The 15,617-nt window shown below is 53.6% G+C and carries 19 protein-coding genes; 16 read left to right on the top strand and 3 right to left on the bottom strand.

Going from position 1 to position 15,617, the window contains the following annotated elements; translation table 11 throughout:
• Positions 1 to 157: 157 nt before the first annotated feature.
• Positions 158 to 877, bottom strand: coding sequence for a GntR family transcriptional regulator (locus EBB79_RS08640; protein WP_127748529.1), 720 nt, complete (start codon positions 875 to 877; stop codon positions 158 to 160).
• 232 nt (positions 878 to 1,109) lie between these two features.
• On the opposite strand from EBB79_RS08640, the gene EBB79_RS08635 reads away from it, so the two are divergent.
• The 6 genes from EBB79_RS08635 (at position 1,110) to EBB79_RS08610 (ending at position 6,432) form a co-directional block, all read left to right on the top strand.
• Complete coding sequence (locus tag EBB79_RS08635) at positions 1,110 to 2,297, top strand: ABC transporter substrate-binding protein (RefSeq protein ID WP_127748528.1); 1,188 nt, start codon at positions 1,110 to 1,112, stop codon at positions 2,295 to 2,297.
• 85 nt (positions 2,298 to 2,382) lie between these two features.
• Positions 2,383 to 3,252: a branched-chain amino acid ABC transporter permease gene (locus tag EBB79_RS08630; protein ID WP_127748527.1), complete on the top strand. Its 870-nt coding sequence runs from the start codon at positions 2,383 to 2,385 to the stop codon at positions 3,250 to 3,252.
• A gap of 4 nt (positions 3,253 to 3,256) precedes the next feature.
• Complete coding sequence (locus EBB79_RS08625) at positions 3,257 to 4,237, top strand: branched-chain amino acid ABC transporter permease (protein WP_202977651.1); 981 nt, start codon at positions 3,257 to 3,259, stop codon at positions 4,235 to 4,237.
• A complete protein-coding gene (locus EBB79_RS08620) occupies positions 4,234 to 5,016 on the top strand; it encodes an ABC transporter ATP-binding protein (RefSeq protein ID WP_127748526.1) in 783 nt (260 codons plus the stop codon). Before EBB79_RS08625 ends, EBB79_RS08620 begins: the two co-directional genes overlap by 4 nt.
• Before the next feature lie 3 nt (positions 5,017 to 5,019).
• Positions 5,020 to 5,742: an ABC transporter ATP-binding protein gene (locus EBB79_RS08615; RefSeq protein ID WP_127748525.1), complete on the top strand. Its 723-nt coding sequence runs from the start codon at positions 5,020 to 5,022 to the stop codon at positions 5,740 to 5,742.
• Positions 5,743 to 5,748: 6 nt separating this feature from the next.
• On the top strand, positions 5,749 to 6,432 hold the full coding sequence (locus EBB79_RS08610) for an aspartate/glutamate racemase family protein (protein WP_127748524.1): 684 nt from the start codon (positions 5,749 to 5,751) through the stop codon (positions 6,430 to 6,432).
• Between the two features lie 368 nt (positions 6,433 to 6,800).
• Here EBB79_RS08610 and EBB79_RS08605 read toward each other — a convergent pair whose 3' ends face one another.
• The gene (locus EBB79_RS08605) at positions 6,801 to 7,418 is read right to left on the bottom strand and encodes a glutathione S-transferase family protein (protein ID WP_127748523.1); all 618 of its coding nucleotides are present in this window, start codon (positions 7,416 to 7,418) and stop codon (positions 6,801 to 6,803) included.
• A gap of 97 nt (positions 7,419 to 7,515) precedes the next feature.
• Between EBB79_RS08605 and EBB79_RS08600 the strand changes: the two genes are divergently transcribed.
• Positions 7,516 to 8,199, top strand: coding sequence for a helix-turn-helix transcriptional regulator (locus tag EBB79_RS08600; protein WP_127748522.1), 684 nt, complete (start codon positions 7,516 to 7,518; stop codon positions 8,197 to 8,199).
• Between the two features lie 312 nt (positions 8,200 to 8,511).
• Here EBB79_RS08600 and EBB79_RS08595 read toward each other — a convergent pair whose 3' ends face one another.
• Entirely contained in the window at positions 8,512 to 8,823 is a 312-nt protein-coding gene (locus tag EBB79_RS08595; RefSeq protein ID WP_127748521.1) for a hypothetical protein, read from the bottom strand.
• 672 nt (positions 8,824 to 9,495) lie between these two features.
• Between EBB79_RS08595 and EBB79_RS08585 the strand changes: the two genes are divergently transcribed.
• From EBB79_RS08585 to EBB79_RS08545, 9 genes are all read left to right on the top strand, one after another.
• Positions 9,496 to 9,927, top strand: coding sequence for a hypothetical protein (locus tag EBB79_RS08585; protein WP_127748519.1), 432 nt, complete (start codon positions 9,496 to 9,498; stop codon positions 9,925 to 9,927).
• Between the two features lie 22 nt (positions 9,928 to 9,949).
• Positions 9,950 to 10,450 carry a ParB/RepB/Spo0J family partition protein gene (locus EBB79_RS08580; RefSeq protein ID WP_127748518.1) on the top strand — a complete coding sequence of 167 codons (501 nt, stop codon included), beginning with the start codon at positions 9,950 to 9,952 and terminating at the stop codon, positions 10,448 to 10,450.
• Between the two features lie 41 nt (positions 10,451 to 10,491).
• Complete coding sequence (locus EBB79_RS08575; RefSeq protein ID WP_164860767.1) at positions 10,492 to 10,851, top strand: hypothetical protein; 360 nt, start codon at positions 10,492 to 10,494, stop codon at positions 10,849 to 10,851.
• Between the two features lie 4 nt (positions 10,852 to 10,855).
• A complete protein-coding gene (locus EBB79_RS08570) occupies positions 10,856 to 11,590 on the top strand; it encodes a DNA-binding domain-containing protein (RefSeq protein ID WP_127748516.1) in 735 nt (244 codons plus the stop codon).
• Between the two features lie 87 nt (positions 11,591 to 11,677).
• Complete coding sequence (locus tag EBB79_RS08565) at positions 11,678 to 12,988, top strand: transposase domain-containing protein (RefSeq protein ID WP_127748515.1); 1,311 nt, start codon at positions 11,678 to 11,680, stop codon at positions 12,986 to 12,988.
• Positions 12,989 to 13,036: 48 nt separating this feature from the next.
• A complete protein-coding gene (locus EBB79_RS08560) occupies positions 13,037 to 13,780 on the top strand; it encodes an AAA family ATPase (protein WP_127748514.1) in 744 nt (247 codons plus the stop codon).
• The gene (locus EBB79_RS08555) at positions 13,777 to 14,661 is read left to right on the top strand and encodes a hypothetical protein (protein WP_127748513.1); all 885 of its coding nucleotides are present in this window, start codon (positions 13,777 to 13,779) and stop codon (positions 14,659 to 14,661) included. The genes EBB79_RS08560 and EBB79_RS08555 overlap by 4 nt, the downstream gene beginning before the upstream one ends.
• Positions 14,646 to 15,107: a hypothetical protein gene (locus EBB79_RS08550; protein ID WP_177627801.1), complete on the top strand. Its 462-nt coding sequence runs from the start codon at positions 14,646 to 14,648 to the stop codon at positions 15,105 to 15,107. Before EBB79_RS08555 ends, EBB79_RS08550 begins: the two co-directional genes overlap by 16 nt.
• Positions 15,094 to 15,597 carry a helix-turn-helix domain-containing protein gene (locus EBB79_RS08545; protein WP_127748512.1) on the top strand — a complete coding sequence of 168 codons (504 nt, stop codon included), beginning with the start codon at positions 15,094 to 15,096 and terminating at the stop codon, positions 15,595 to 15,597. The genes EBB79_RS08550 and EBB79_RS08545 overlap by 14 nt, the downstream gene beginning before the upstream one ends.
• Positions 15,598 to 15,617 lie beyond the last annotated feature (20 nt).

The following is a 15,617-nucleotide window of genomic DNA, read 5'->3' as shown; positions in this document are numbered from 1 at the left end:
CGAATGACAGAAACCGCCCCGCTAACATGAACTCTATATTAACGCTGTCAGCGAAATTGGAAAGAAATTGCAGTCCCACTGAAGTCAACTCAAAAGCATTCACTTTCTGGTGCGGCTTGGGCCGCTTAAAATCTCAGGTTCGACACGCTCAACTCAATCAAGTTGAGCCCAGAATAGACACCAGATCATCCTGAGGTTGCTGTTTTGCATCCATGTCGAGACCGCTTTGGATATGATTCAGGTGGGATATCAGAAGCTCTTCAGCCCGTTCTGGATCTCGAGATTGAATCGCATTCAGGATCTTGGTATGTTCGTCGTCAGGACAGCTCGCGTTTTCTGATGATCCAAATAAGCCCACAATCAGGGACGTACGAGTTACCAGCTCCCGCATCATCCTTGAAATGGATTTGTTTCCAATCGCTTGGGCGAGCTTGGTGTGAAACTCACCGGACAGACGAATGACTTCCGTACGCTCGTTCTCTCTGCGCGCAGCATCTTCAAGTTCGATGTGGTCGGCGAGAAGTGCCAAACTAGCTTCACTCGGGGCTTGGGCTAACTGCCGAACAAGTGGTGGCTCAATCAACAATCGAGCGTCAAAAACATCCTTTGCCTCGGACTTGTCCGGACAGGCGACATATGCGCCGCGGTTTGAATGTAAGTCGATAATTCCCTGACTAGAAAGCAGCAAAAGCGCCCGCCGAACACGCATGCGTCCAACGCCGAAGGTCTCGCAAAGTCGCGCTTCGCTCAGCTTAGTGTTGGGTGCCAACTGTTGCTCCATGACAGCCTTGTAGATGCGTTCAACGATCAAATTCTCGTCTGGTTCAGATGAATAAATCGTTTCGCCTGAAGTTTTTACCGGAGATTTGATGCTCACATTGAGACCTTTCGAGACTGATTAGTTTGGCAGTGGGTGGTGCATGATACCGCTTAAACTACGATCAGTGTATGGGGAAAATAGAGGCATCGTTGATAATATTTTAAAAAAGTGTTGACAAAAATTGTTAACAATCGGCAATCTAGTGTCGCGGCATGTATGATGCGCTCATTAGACTGCCTGCCAATAAGGACACCAAAGACGCCAACAACGAATTCAACGGGAGTAAAAAATGCAACGTAGAACACTAATGAAAGTCGCTCTGACGGCCGTTACCCTCACCACGTTTCAGGCCACAGTGGCCTTTGCGGAAAATCCAGTTCTGAAAATCGGTTTTGTTGGTGTGACCAGTGGTCCCGCAGCGGCTTGGGGTATCTCAAATCAACGCTCTATGGAAACACGGGCTGCTTGGATTAACGAAACCGGCGGTTACACGATTGACGGCACGGCATATGACATCGAAATTGTGTCTTTCGACGATCAGAAAGACCCCAAGCGTGCGATTGCAGGCATGGAGAAGATGGCTCAGGAGGGTATCCACTATGTTGTGGGTCCGAACGTCGATGACGGCGCTGCTGCCGTGCGGCCCGTGGCAGAGACCAACGGGATCATGTATTTTCCTTACGCTTTCCCTAAAGAGTTGTATCAGGCGCCTGCTTCTAACGCAGTTCTTGGCATGGTCGCGAATTACCAGTCCGGTCCTGCGATCTACAATTACTTGATGGCTGAAAAGGGTGTAAAAACCGTAGCCTTCATTGCCGCCAATGAATCCGATCCGCTCACCCAACGAGATGGCGGGATAGCGGCAGCAGAAGCTCTGGGTTTGGAAGTTGTTTCTTCCAATGTGACTTATCAAGTCGACACCACAGACTTTACGCCTGTTTTGACGCCAGTCATGCGAACGCGACCAGACCTTCTTGTGTTGTCTGGTGTTTCGCCTGCTAACGCGCCGCAACTTATCCGCTCCGCTCGGGAATTGGGCTTTCAAGGTGTAATTTCGACAGAAACAGCACAGGATGCTGGTGTTCTGGCCGAAGGCGCTGGTAATCTGGCAAATGGGTTCATTTCTGTGGGTGGCGCATCCACCCCAGAGCTCGCTTCGCCAATGATGACCGAATTCGTCCAGCGCTACACAGACATGTTTGGCGAGTATAACGACGAGTCCAACACCAAAGTCTATGCCCTGGAATACATTCTTGAGACGCTTAAGGCTGATCCTTCGGCAATAGATGACGTGGCGGCGTTCCAAACGACGATGGACACGTTTGAAGCGCCAAATCCTTATATGAACGGCGATGCAAAGCTGCGTTATGTAGGTATGGCCTCGTTCGGGCAGCGTCGCCAAGTTGCTGTACCACTTGTGGTAAATGTCTATCAGGACGGAGCCTTCCAGACGCTGTTCGTAGCTGAGGTCGACTGAATTCCCCTGACTGCTTTTGGCTCGTCCTAAGCAGAAATTCCCCGGGCTCAAGTGGCCTGGGGCCTTTCCAAGAAAGAAAACCCTCATGGAACAAATATTGGCCAATGGCGTCTATCTGGGGTCCCAATACGCGATGATCGCGCTTGGTTTGACCCTGATCTTTGCCCTGATGAATGTCCTCAATTTTGCTCATGGCCAGATGTATGTGATTGGCGGTTTCGTCACATACACATTCTACGGCCAGTGGGGAGTGCCATTCGTTTTGGCCCTCGTCATGTCCTGTGTAACCCTGGCCATCTTGGGGGCGCTGATAGAGAAATTTCTTTTTGCTCCGGTGATCAAAGGATCCGCCCGTGATGAAAGCACTATGCTTTTGGCCGCAGGTATTGCGTTCTTTTTGGATGCGGTGATCTTATTGGTCTTTGGCGAAAAACAGCGTGGCGTTCCGAAAATCGTCGAAGGTGTGTTCAATTATGATTTCCGGCTGATCATGCCCTACGACCGTATTCTAATCTGCGGCCTTGCGGTCCTATCGATCGCCGCATTTATCGGTCTAATGCAATATACAAAAACGGGTCGCGCCCTGCGTGCATTAGCACAGGACCGGGTCGCAGCCCAGTTGATGGGTGTAAATGTTGACCGCTATTCCATGATCGGCTTTGCGCTTGGTGCGATGCTTGCAGGCCTTGTCGGTGGCTTGTTGGTTACTATCACTGGTGTGAACCTTGGCATGGGCGGACCTACGTCTATCAAGGCGTTTATGATGGTGATGATCGGCGGTGCCGGTGTGATTTCTGGCGCAATTTGGGGGGGTGTCATCCTTGGGTTTATGGAAGCCATCGGACTCGCAGTGCTGTCGCAATATGGCGACATCACTTACCTGCTGATCTTCGTCTCGTTGATGATTTTCCTAACCATCCGGCCTCAGGGCTTGATGGGCAAGCCGTGGGGTTGAACTGATGATGAACTTTTCTGCAAAGCAACTGGTAGGCGTCGGATTATTCCTCTTTTCTATCTTTGCCGGAGTGCCTCTATTGATCGGTATGACGGGGCGTTGGGATTTCTACTTTACGCTAACATCGGTGGCCCTTTTGGCCATCGCAAGCGCCGGGGTCTGGCTGACATTCTACATTGGCCGGATCAACATTGGGCAAGGCGCATTTGCGCTTATCGGAGCCTATGTCTCGGCCATTTTGGTCGTCAAAGCCGGGTGGTCATTCTGGATTTCGCTTCCTGCGGCTGGGTTGTTTGCGGCCCTGGTTGCCGTCGTTATCGGGCTGCCAATCCTGCGTCTACGTGGCGTCTATTTTGCGATGATCACACTTGTCCTTACACAGGTCGTGACGCTGACGGCACTTGCGCTGCCAATCACAAATGGGGCCAAAGGGATTTCGTCTATTCCCCTGCCGTCGGGCGTGTCCCTGTTCGGGATTCCGCTGATCCCGGATTTTGCCGCTATGGAGAACACAAAGCTGGCCTTCTACTATTCCGCCTGCATCCTGATGATCGTGACTTATTTGGCACTCTATCGGTTAGTGAATTCCCGCCTTGGACATCTGTGTCGTTCGATGCAACAGAACGAGGAATTGGCCAGCTCAATCGGGGTCAATATCTCCTATATCCGCGTTGTAATCTTTGCCATCTCCAGCTTCTTTGGCGGTCTTGGTGGGGCCATGTTTGGGTCCATCTCGCAGTCAGTTTACCCCTCCAGCTTTCAGGTCGCAGACTCGGTCAACTTTATGCTGAACTGCTTCCTCGGTGGGCTTGGCTATGTCTTTGGCCCGATGCTCGGAACGCTGGTTCTCTACTTCGGTTGGGATCTGCTGTTTGAATTCGGCAAATACCAAATGTTGATCTACTCGACCATTCTGATCGCAGTGATCCGCTTTTTGCCAAATGGCCTGCTGAGCTTGCGCATCGGCAAAGGAGGATCCAAATGAGCCCGCTTCTTCAGGTTAATAATGTCACCAAAAAATATGGTGGCCTGACCGCAAATAACGATATCAGCTTTGACGTGGAAGAAAACGAAATCCTGTCGGTGATTGGGCCAAACGGTGCTGGGAAGTCCACACTATTCAAGATGATCTCATCGTTTACGCCGACTACATCCGGCGAAGTTCTGTATTACGGTGAACGGATTTCAAATCTCAAACCACATGTCGTGGCCCGAAAGGGTGTGGTCAGAACGTTCCAAGAAACCACAATCTTCAAAAGCATGACGGTGCGGGAAAGCGTCGTGTTGGCCCAACACCTGCGCGCCAAGGCATCACTTGCAGGATATTTCTGGGGCAGCAAGGCGGCAAAAGAAGATGTCGCGGCCTTTGGTCAATTTGCTGATGAGTTGCTGGAGTTTCTGGGCATGTCCAGAATCAGCAATGAACAGGCCAGCAATTTGCCGCAAGGCAACCTGCGCGCCTTGGGCATTGCAATTGGATTGGCAACCGATCCCAAAGTGTTGCTGCTGGATGAACCTTTCGCCGGCATGAACCATGACGAAACGACGCGCATGGTTGAGCTTGTTCGTTCGGTACGAGACGAGCGTGGGGTGACCGTCATGCTGGTCGAACACGATATGCCAGCGGTCATGAACATTTCGGACCGGATCGTGGTGCTAAACTTTGGCGAGAAGATCGCCGAGGGCACACCCACTGAAATCCAGAGCAATGAAAAAGTTATCGAGGCCTACCTAGGTAGCGTCGACGACGAAATCGGGATGTAAGCCATGAATGCAATGTTGAATTTCAGAGATGTCGAACTGTATTACGATCATGTGTACGCGCTGAAAGGTGTTTCGTTGACCGTCAATGAGGGGGAGACGGTGGCGCTGATCGGCGCGAATGGTGCTGGCAAATCTTCGATCCTGCGAGCGATTACAGGGCTCGCCAAACCAGTCAATGGCTCTGTTTCGTTTGATGGAGAACGCGTTGACGGCACTGATCCTTCTGACATCGTTAAACGCGGCATAGCAATGGTGCCCGAAGGCCGTCGCGTGTTTCCTTTCATGTCAGTGAAAGACAACCTGATGATGGGGGCATTCACCCGCAACGATAAGGCTGACATTCAAGTCACGCTTGAAAGCATCCTATCCCGCTTTCCCCGCCTAAAAGAACGCTACAGTCAGGCAGCGGGAACATTGTCAGGCGGTGAACAGCAGATGATGGTAATCGGGCGCGCATTGATGGCAAAACCTAAACTTTTGTTACTTGATGAACCCAGCCTTGGCATTGCGCCAAAACTGGTGCAGGACATCGCGCGCTCAATCGTCGCCATCAATCGCGACGAAGGTGTCTCGGTGCTACTTGTCGAGCAGAACTCTCGCATGGCCCTCAGCATTTCGCACCGCGCCTACGCAATGGCAACGGGAAATGTAGTGATCGAAGGCAATTCCAAAGAACTGCTGCATGATGACCGGATCAAAGCCGCCTATCTTGGCGGCGAGGTTTGAGAAGTTATGAAAATCCTAGTCATTAACCCAAACACGACCGCTTCTATGACAAAAAAAATAGCGACGGCGGCGCGGGCTGTTGCTCGCCCGGATACCGAGATAGTGGCAGCTAATTCACAAAACGGCCCGTCAAGCATTCAAGGTTTTTTGGACGTAGCCACATGTATTCCAGGACTGCTTGAAGAAGTCGCGCTACATCCCGACGTTGACGCAATTATTATTGCTTGTTTCGACGATACTGGGGTCGATGCAGTGCGCACATTGGTTTCGGTTCCCGTTTTAGGCATCGGAGAAGCAGCCTATCACGCGGCCAGCATGATCGCGACCAAGTTCAGCGTCATCACTACGCTGTCTCGCTCGGTTCCGGGCCTTGAAAACAACCTGATGCGCTATGGGCTCGTACAAAAGTGCGCGCGCGTTCGGGCGACGGATATTCCGGTCCTTAAACTTGAAGAGGGAGATCCAGCAACACTGTTCAAAATCCGGTCCGAAATCCGTGAAACTATCGAGCAAGACAACGCTGAGGCGATTGTTTTGGGTTGCGCCGGCATGGCGAACCTTATGGCTCAATTGAGCAAAGAATTCGGCCTTCCTGTCATCGATGGTGTTGCAGCCGGTATCACCTTTGCTGAAGCGCTGGTGAACAACAACCTTAGCACGTCGAAAATTGGGGCTTATTCAGTCGGATAATTACAATACTATCATAGGAATTTTGGTAGTAAGGCCATACTTTATTTGTTGAAGAAGATGGCCCGAAATACTGTCATTGTAGACTAAATGAGCCGGGTGTATTTTCTATACCTGCGATCACCGGAAATAGTGTTTCCTGTCCGTGATACTGTTCGCCGCGAAGTGAGACGATGATAGACGACTGTAGCTACGGCGCAGTGAATTGGTGTTTTCTCCACATAGAAGTCGTTCGAGGAGACCCCAGTGAATGGCCGAAGTCTGCCCTTTGTGCTCGATATACCGCGTCATGCTGAACCTAGCAGAGAAACTTGGAGCCTGAGCTTCAGCAACACATTGAAATCACAGTAGAAAGAGCCCTTTGTATTTGCCTACATCTTAAGGGCTGCAAACGCTTGTGTTTCAAAGGCCTTCAACCCAATGCCATCTTGCGCAGCCTCAACTCGTTTTATCCAAGCTTTGACTGTAGGGTCCTCGGGTATGAGATGTGGTGCCCACTGAAACGCAGAGGCCATGATGATATCCGCGATAGTCAGCTTATCGCCGACAAGAAAAAGATCATCGCCCATACCAGACGCAATCTGTTCACCAACCTCGGTCATTGTGCGGAAGGTGCTCTTGAGGATTGGATGATCCAGTTCCGCAAAATGTGCCACCATCGCGGGCTCCAAAACGCCACAATAGTAGCTCATCCAGGACAGGAAAGAACCGCGCCCTGCAGCACCAGGTTTGATACTGAAAGGGTGTCCAAAAATCTCGTCAAGATACATCATAATGGCTGAGCTTTCGCGAATGGTCCCGCCGTCATCGGTCACCAGGAACGGCACCTTACCTTCGGGGTGGGCGTTGTTTGGATCTTTGCGACCGCTGCCATCACTTTTGACGATATCAACAATGGCCACTGTGACCTGGTCGAGTTTCCCCATCAGCATGAGTTGGGAGAGGACTCGAGAAGATCGTGTGTGGGGAGAATGATAAAGAGTTGGCATTTCGAGAGGTCCTTCATAACCTGACTGTTGTTTGTAAGGCACCTATGTCACTAATCTCCTGCCAATTCCTGTCAGGATGCTTTGCGTAGAATACCTAATGGCCAAATCAGATCGCCTTTTCCGCCTACTCCATCTGATCCGGGGACTTACTCCTCCCGTGACTGCAGCACGGCTGGCAGCTGCTATGGAGGTCTCTGAGCGTACGATCTATCGTGACATCGACAGCCTACGCGCAGCAGGTGCGCGGATCGATGGCGAAGCCGGACTTGGTTATACCATGATCGAAGATCCTGCCATGCCACCGCAGACGTTTACTCAAATTGAGATTGAAGCTCTCACTCTTGGTCTGTCAGACGTCAGCCAACGCGGGGACGTTGACTTGGCACAGGCTGCCAAGGATGCGTTGACCAAAATTCTTGCAACGTTGCCAGAACGCCAACAGCGCCAGGCGATGCATGCCGTAAACCTTGTAAACCGGTTTAGCACTCCTGTGGCTCCTACGATTGATATGACACTATTGCGCGAGGCGATGTGGGCCGAAGAGGCGCTTGATATTGGTTACAAAGACCGAGATGATATGTCTACGCAACGGCGCATCTTTCCCTTAGCGATTTCGTACCACGATAGGGCTGTGATACTATTGGCATGGTGTTGCCTGCGCGCAGATTTCCGTATGTTTCACGTCACTCGAATTGAAGGCTATGCGCAAAGTGGTGAAAGCTTTCGTCCTCGGCGCGTTTCTTTATTGCGGGACTATATAGCGACCCTCAAAGCGCGATAAATGCACATAATGCCCTCAAAATAATGACCTTTTGATTTGGAGTTTCACCCATGTGGCGGCGAAAGTCCGCTATCGTTCCACTAGGCTTTTGCACCACGACTGCTTCGGGCTGGCAGGACTGTAATTTCCAAGAACAACAAACACAAAATGCGCACATTGAGCCATTGGCACCTCTAACGTGCATGCCTCCAAGAACTGTATAGTGATGTCTACTTTTCAAGATAAGTAGGTATGCAATTATGAATGATAGTGAATTTCTTGAACTGGTCGCCCTAGTCCTCGCGCTTTCACCAAAAAAAGCCCGTGAAGCCCTTAAGTTTTGCCGGGACCTTCAATCGCTTCGGCCTGCATAGGTTCAGACTGAAGGTGCTCTTTCAGGGCCTTAAGCTCTTTTTGTGTCAACTTTGACATCTCGTTGAAGACCCCGTCAAAGGCGGGGTTTTCTCTTTTTCCAGTGAAGACGTAAACAAACGAAATTTCAGCGGCGTCACAGACTCGCAGCAAATCCGTGATGCCCGGATTGCTGTCTTTTTTCATCATGCGTCCGATGTACTCACGGCTATAGCCGAGTGAATTTGAAAGGATAGTGATCTTCACTCCCTTTGCAGCCAACTCTGCCTTCATTCGATTTCGCCACTCGTCCATCGCCCTAATCACCAATAATACGCCCTTAGTCCTACTAATACGACTTAAAAGTCATATTGACAACTGGATATTAATCCCGCTTTGTCGGGATATAAGTCAATAAAGTGCGATTAAAGCCCATGATGAGTGAAGCAGACAAAAGAGAGCGAGCTAGAAGAAAGCTGGTAGGTGAATACGAGCGACGCAGGTTAGCCCTAGGCGTCTCCAAGCGTGGCCTTGCCAGAGAGGCGCGGTTAGAGCCGTCGTACTACGGTCATTGGGTCAACGGTGATTTTCAGTTTCCCACCCAACCGATGTTAGCGGCTCTGGACGACGCACTGGAGAATTTGGAAATGATCCAAAATCCGCGTCAGCAGCGGGCTGAACGGATTCTGTCGTGATCTCCCCGCCCCCTCACTCCCAATCCAACCACGCTCCTGCTCGGGCCCGGCTGGACAACTCTCCCAGTGGTCATGGGGATGCACCACTGGGTGCTTTATATTCTTGCCCAACACTCGCGGAGACGGGCCCCTGCCATTGCACATTAATGCAGAAACGCTGGGGCCGACGCGCTTGGTTTGGCACCGCCCTTTTCTGGCTCGGCGAGATCCTCGGCGCGGCCTCACTTTTCATAATTCTCATTTTTGGACTTTTAGCAGGAGACATTTTTCGATGACTTTTGAACAGCAATGCAAGGCCATGGCGACAGCACCAATGACCGCGCCAGAACGCCTATCCGGCTTGATAGAAGCCGTTGCCAGGCACACGCGTCTCGCGGCGCTCAGAGCGGATCTGACAGAGCAACTGGCCTCTGTAAAAACCGGGTCTGCATCCGCAGAGAGTATTGCCCACGATCTCGACGATTCAGTCGAGGCAGAGTGCCTGGCACAAGAAAAGGTGGCTGCTTGGGCCACGGCATTGTTGGACGACGGAACACTTCGCAACTGCCAGCGCTTCCTCGTCAACCGTGACCAGTTTCAGAAGGCTGTTGAGCGGGAAAATCTGGCGCGGACACGACCAAAAGATCGCACTAGGTTCTCCGCGCTCTGGAACCGTCTTATCGGCAATCACAAGGCCGCCCAGGCCCCCTCCCCTACCCGCTAATTTTTCATTTAGGAGCATCCCCATGCGCCACCCTAATTGGCAGAAGATCAACACCCTTCCCGTCTCGACCATCCAGGTGGAAGAGCGCCTGCGCACTGCATCGCCGACGGCAGTCGCCAGCATTGTGTCCTCCATTCAAGAGGTCGGGCGCATCCTGCAGCCGCTATTGGTCCGCAAGGTGAAGGACGGCTACCGGCTGATGGACGGTCTGCACCGCTTGTGTGCCGCCAAGGAAGTCGGGTTGGAAGAGATCCCAGTCAGTGTGAGCGACTGCACCCTTGATCAGGCCATACGGACCGAAGTCGACGCCAATGTCGCCGGCGCACCGTTGAGCGTCCTGGATATGGCGGTTTTCCTGTCTGCCCATAAGGCGCTGTATGAGAAAGATCATCCGGAAGCAAAACGTGCCTTTAAAGCCAATCAGGCCGGCGCGGAGATTGTACTGGCAAAATGTCAGTACAATCATTTGCAGCCAACGCATCTGACATTTTCGACAAAGGCGAACGGCAAATTTATCGCCTGATCAGCGTCGGAGAAAAACTTACCCGCGAGGAGACGAGACTATTGCGAGAGGCTCCTCGCAAGGTCCAATTCACTGACTTGGAACAGATCGCAAAATGTGGCGACGCCAGTGACCGCGCCAATATTTGCCGCGCCCTTGGCAATGGCTCCGCCAAATCCTCCAAGGAAATTCTGGCCCGCAAGAAATCCCCCGGAACTGCTGTTAAAGACCCGGTTGAAGCGGCGAGCGGCAAACTAAACGACGCTTATTCACGGGCTCCAAAAGAAGCCCGCCGGCGGTTTGCCCAGGATCACAGTGACGAGCTGCTGGAGCTGCTGGGCGAAGACGTCTCGATCAAAAGCGACCAGGCCCCCGAGATAGACGCGGAAATCGTCCCCTTCACCAGCAAACGGGCGGGGTGATCAAATGAGCGTCGTTGTACCCAAACAGATCTGGTGGACAGTTGAAGAGCTGGCCAACTCTGGCCTGCCCGAACTGCCGGGCAGCAAGCCGGGCATAAATCTGCTGGCACAGCGGTTCGGCTGGCGCGCTATTGAAGGCTGCGCCAAGCGCAAGGTTGGACGCGGTGGCGGCTGGATATATCACTGGTCGGTGCTGCCCTTAGCAGCACGGCGCAAGCTGCTGACAGATGCCGCTGAGACCCCTGACGAACGCCCGGACCGGGGCAATGCCTGGGCCGCATTTGATAGCCTGCCGGAAACTGCAAAGACCAAAGCAAAGACACGGCTGGCAGCTCTGCAGATCGTGGACGGGTTGCACCAGTCCGGCGTTACACATGTTCACGCCGTGGCCGAGGCCGCGCGCCAATGTGGCTCCTCTGCCCGCAGTGTCTACAACTGGATCGGCATGGTTGAAGGCGTCGCCCCTGAGGACCGCCTGGCCTATCTGGTGCCGCGTAACCGTTTGGCTGTTCGCAAGCCCAATAAAGCGGCCTGCACCCAAGCGTTTATGGACTATTTAACAAGCGATTATCTGCGCCAAGGACCACCAACATTTGCCCAATGCTATCGCGCTGCCTGCAAAAAAGCCAAGCATGAGGGTTGGGACATCCTGATCAGCAAGACTGCAAAGCGGCGATTGGACGATGAAGTACCGCGCCTTTGCCAAGTGCTGGCCCGTGAAGGTTTTGCGGGCTTGTAGCGCTGTTTTCCGGCGCAGATCCGGGACCGTACCACCCTGACGGCGCTCGAAGGCGTTAACGCCGATTGCCACAAGTTTGACGTCTTCGTGCGCTGGCCCGACGGCACCATAAACAGGCCCCAGATCGTTGCCTTCCAGGATCTCTATTCCGGCAAGATGTTGAGCTGGCGCATCGATCATTCACCCAACATGGTAATGGTCATGGCCGCCTTTGGCGAATTGGTTGAAAACTGGGGCATCCCTAGCCATTGCCTGTTCGACAACGGACGGGAATTTACCGGTAAATGGCTCACCGGCGGCATTCCGAACCGCTTTCGCTTTAAGGTGCGCAAAGACGATCCCCTTGCTGTGCTTCCCAATCTGGGCATTCAAGTTCACTGGGCCAAGCCCGCAAGTGGCCAATCTAAACCGATTGAACGTGGGTTCCGGGATTTTGCAAAGGACGTCGCTTTAGCCCCCCGCTTTGACGGCGCTTATACTGGCAACCGTCCAGATGCCAAACCCGAAAACTACGGCAATCGTGCGATCCCTCTAGACGATTTTGTGAAGGTTGTGGCTGAAGGTGTTGAGGAGCACAATTTACGCGAGGGCCGATTGTCCCCTACTGCACGGGGGCGATCCTTCGACGAGACATTTGCGGAGAGCTACGCCACAGCCCCTATCCGCAAGGCAACCGAGGATCAACGTCGCCTTTGGCTGATGGGTCAAGAGACCGGCAAGCTGAACAAGGACAACGGCCAGCTCCAACTGTTCAGGAACTTCTATCATTCAGACTGGATGTCTGAGCGGGCTGGCAAAAAGATCGTGGCCCGATTTGATCCAGAGGATCTGCATTCCGGTGTTCATATCTACGAGCTCGACGGGTCTTACCTCGGATTTGCCGAATGTCGGCAATCAGTCGGGTTCTTCAACGTTACCGGGGCCAAGGAAGTTGAACGCCGTAATCACAGGATCAAGAGAGCACAAAAGGAGCTTCTGAAGGCCCACCGCCCTCTATCCGTTCAAGACATTGCCGCCGACAGGACTGCCCGCGCGGCGATGCAATCGGAGTTGGTTGAAGCCAAGGTTGTGAAACCGGTTTTCAGCAAAGACCCCGTGTCGGTTCCGCGCCATCAGGTCACCTCCGACCCCACAGTCCTGGAGGCGCGACAGGCCTTTGAACAGCGTGTGAAGGACAAAAAGAAATCAGATCCGAAACCCAAGGCCGTTGGGCGGTTTCAACCTGCCTCGACACCGAGAGAACGGTTTCAGGACGCCAAAGACATCATTGCGAAATCAGACGCCGGGAAACGGGTTGGCAGTGGCGAGGCCGACTGGCTGCGCAGCTACATCGAGCTGCCGGAATATCGCGGTTTTCAGAAAGTAGAAGAATTTGCCAAGCGGGACGACGCCGGTTGATCGCCAATAACGCCGTCCCAATGGCACACCTAAGAAGCAGAGGTACCAATGTTACAGAAAACAAAACTCGGCGAATATGTAAAGCCGCTCACCAATGTTTACCTATTGGCCTCGCTGATAGAGACGCTGGAAAACCGTGACATTGGCCTGCCCGGCATCGGTGTCCTTCACGGCGAACCCGGCGTGGGCAAAACACACGCGGCAATGTTTGCCTCGGCGCACCAGGATATCCTGCATATTCAGCTCACCAACAATTACACCAGTAAGTTCCTGTTTGAGAAGATCCTGAACGAGCTGGGGGCCCGCGAGAAAGGCTCCACCGCCTATCTGGAAATGCGCGCCCAGGAAAGCCTGGCCCAGGCTGGGCGCACCCTGGTCATTGACGAAGCCGACCATGCCCTGAAGCCCCGCATGATCGACAGCATCCGGTTCCTGCATGACCGCTCGGACGTGCCGCTGATCCTGATCGGCCCTTATGACTTCCCGGCGAAACTGGCCAAATACACTGCCATCGCCAGCCGGGTTATGCAGCGGGTCACGGCCCACCCGGCTAGTCTGGACGATGCCCAATCCCTTGCGGGGTATTATGGCCGTGGCGTTGAAATCGCCCCAGATTTGCTGGAGCATATTGTCTCGGAAAGACATGGCAAGGTGCGCGAGATTTGCACCTGCATCGCCCATGTCAGAACCATGGCCCGCACCTGGAACATGCAGAAGGTCACCCTAAAGGACTGGGGCAAGGAACCCTTTCCAGCCGGGAATGAGTTTCTGGCCGTTGGGGGTGCCCTATGAGCGACTACGTCCCATCCGGGAAATATGAGCAAGAAATCTGGCAGTTCATCCAGTCGCGCCAGGTGTTCACCCATGCTGACGTCGAAGCCTTCTGTGCTGCTGGGGATTGGAAGCGCACCAACTACCTGCGCAGTCTGGCCCGCCTGAACCTGGTCATGCTATATCAGCGCAAGGGCAACATTCGCTATTACACCGCGCAAGATCCGGCCAGCCTGTCGGGCGATGCAGCTTTGATTGATACCAGCGCTATGGATGCGCAATGGCGCTCTGACAGGCTGGGGTCCAAGATTTCCGCATTCCAGGACAGGGCACAGCCGCTCCAGCCCTGGACGCCGCAATCCCCCGAAGAGCAAAAGCTCTGGGGTTTTGTCCGCAGGCAGCTCCGGTTCACCCGCGATCTTGTCCTGGCGCAGAAGATCGCCCCGGACAACAAAACAACATTGTTTTTGAGGTCCTTGGAAAACGCCGGCCTGCTGAGATCCGCCGGTTATGACAATGGCAAGCCCTACTATACCGCGTTCTCGACCTTGGAAATCATGAGCCGGGCCAAGGACAAACGCCTGTCCACGGAAGGTAGGATCTGGACGGCAATGCGGGCCGCGAACAAGTTCACCGTTGAGGACATGCTGATGACCTTTGCCGGGTTGGAAGAGGACTTCTCGGAAAAGGGCATCCGCAGCTACTGCTCGACATTGGAAAAAGCCGGGTATCTGAAAGACAGCCGCCGGGGCCGCACCTCGGCGCAATCTGTTCGCTACCACCTGGTGCGCGACACTGGCCCCCTGCCCCCAACAATTAAACGTCTTCCCGTCGTGGTCGACCCAAACGAGGGCCGTGTTGTCTACGTCCAGGGGGAGGAAGTCACATGGGCAACCTCATAATCAGCGACCGCGAAATTGTGGCGCAAGATGCCTGGGGCGATGAGATCCCCGACTGGATCATGACCCTGATCCGCGAATGCGACGGCAGCTCACAAAACAAGGTTGCCACCCGCCTTGGTATCAGCGCCGCAGCCGTTAGCCAGGTCATTCGAAAAAGCTACCAGGGCAGTTACGACAACGTCGCCATGCGGGTGCGCGAAATCTACATGAGCGGCGATATCGAGTGCCCTGCCATCGGTGAAATCGCTTCTGAAATCTGCCTGCATTGGCGCGACGAGATCCGGCGCGGCACCTCCTCCGATCCCCAGCGCGTTCTGATGACCCGGTTTTGCCGGAAGTGCCCACGCAACGCTCCAAAATCCAGCGGCGCTAGGGACATAGCAACGCCCGAAACCGACGTCAAACTTGTCTTCAAGTCCCGGAGGTTTGCAGATGCAAAATCCTGAACGAAGCCCGCAAGACTTGCGCAATCAACTATCCGCTAATCTGCTCAAGTTGACTGATGGTATGGTGGTCTCACAGATCTGCAAGAAAGCAAACATTAGCCGAAACCAGTTCAACCGCTATCTGACTGGCGAGAGCTTTCCACGCCCTGATGTCTTGGACCGGATTTGTACTTTCTTTGGGGTCGATGCCAACATCCTGTTGCGCCCGCTTGGAAACGCCCCGGAAACGCCCGAACGCATCGTGCTGCGCCATGCCATCCGGGCCGGCCGTTTTGACTGCGCCGGTGACCTGACGCTGGCCGTGATGACGGTTCGTAGCTTTTACAAGACATACGAGGCCCGGTGCATTCTGGCGCAATGCGCTGGTGTCCTAAGCCCATGCGATTTCCAAATGTTGGCCGAGGAAGCCGGGTTTTCGGACCTGCAGCCCGAACCCATCGCAATCCTGTCTCACCCCCCTGAAACACCCAAACCGGAGCAGATCCATTGAGCCCTCAAACCCCAAGCCAA

The sequence above is a fragment of the Parasedimentitalea marina genome (assembly GCF_004006175.1).
GTDB lineage: Bacteria > Pseudomonadota > Alphaproteobacteria > Rhodobacterales > Rhodobacteraceae > Parasedimentitalea > Parasedimentitalea marina.
This window is presented reverse-complemented; position numbering and strand designations above follow the sequence as displayed.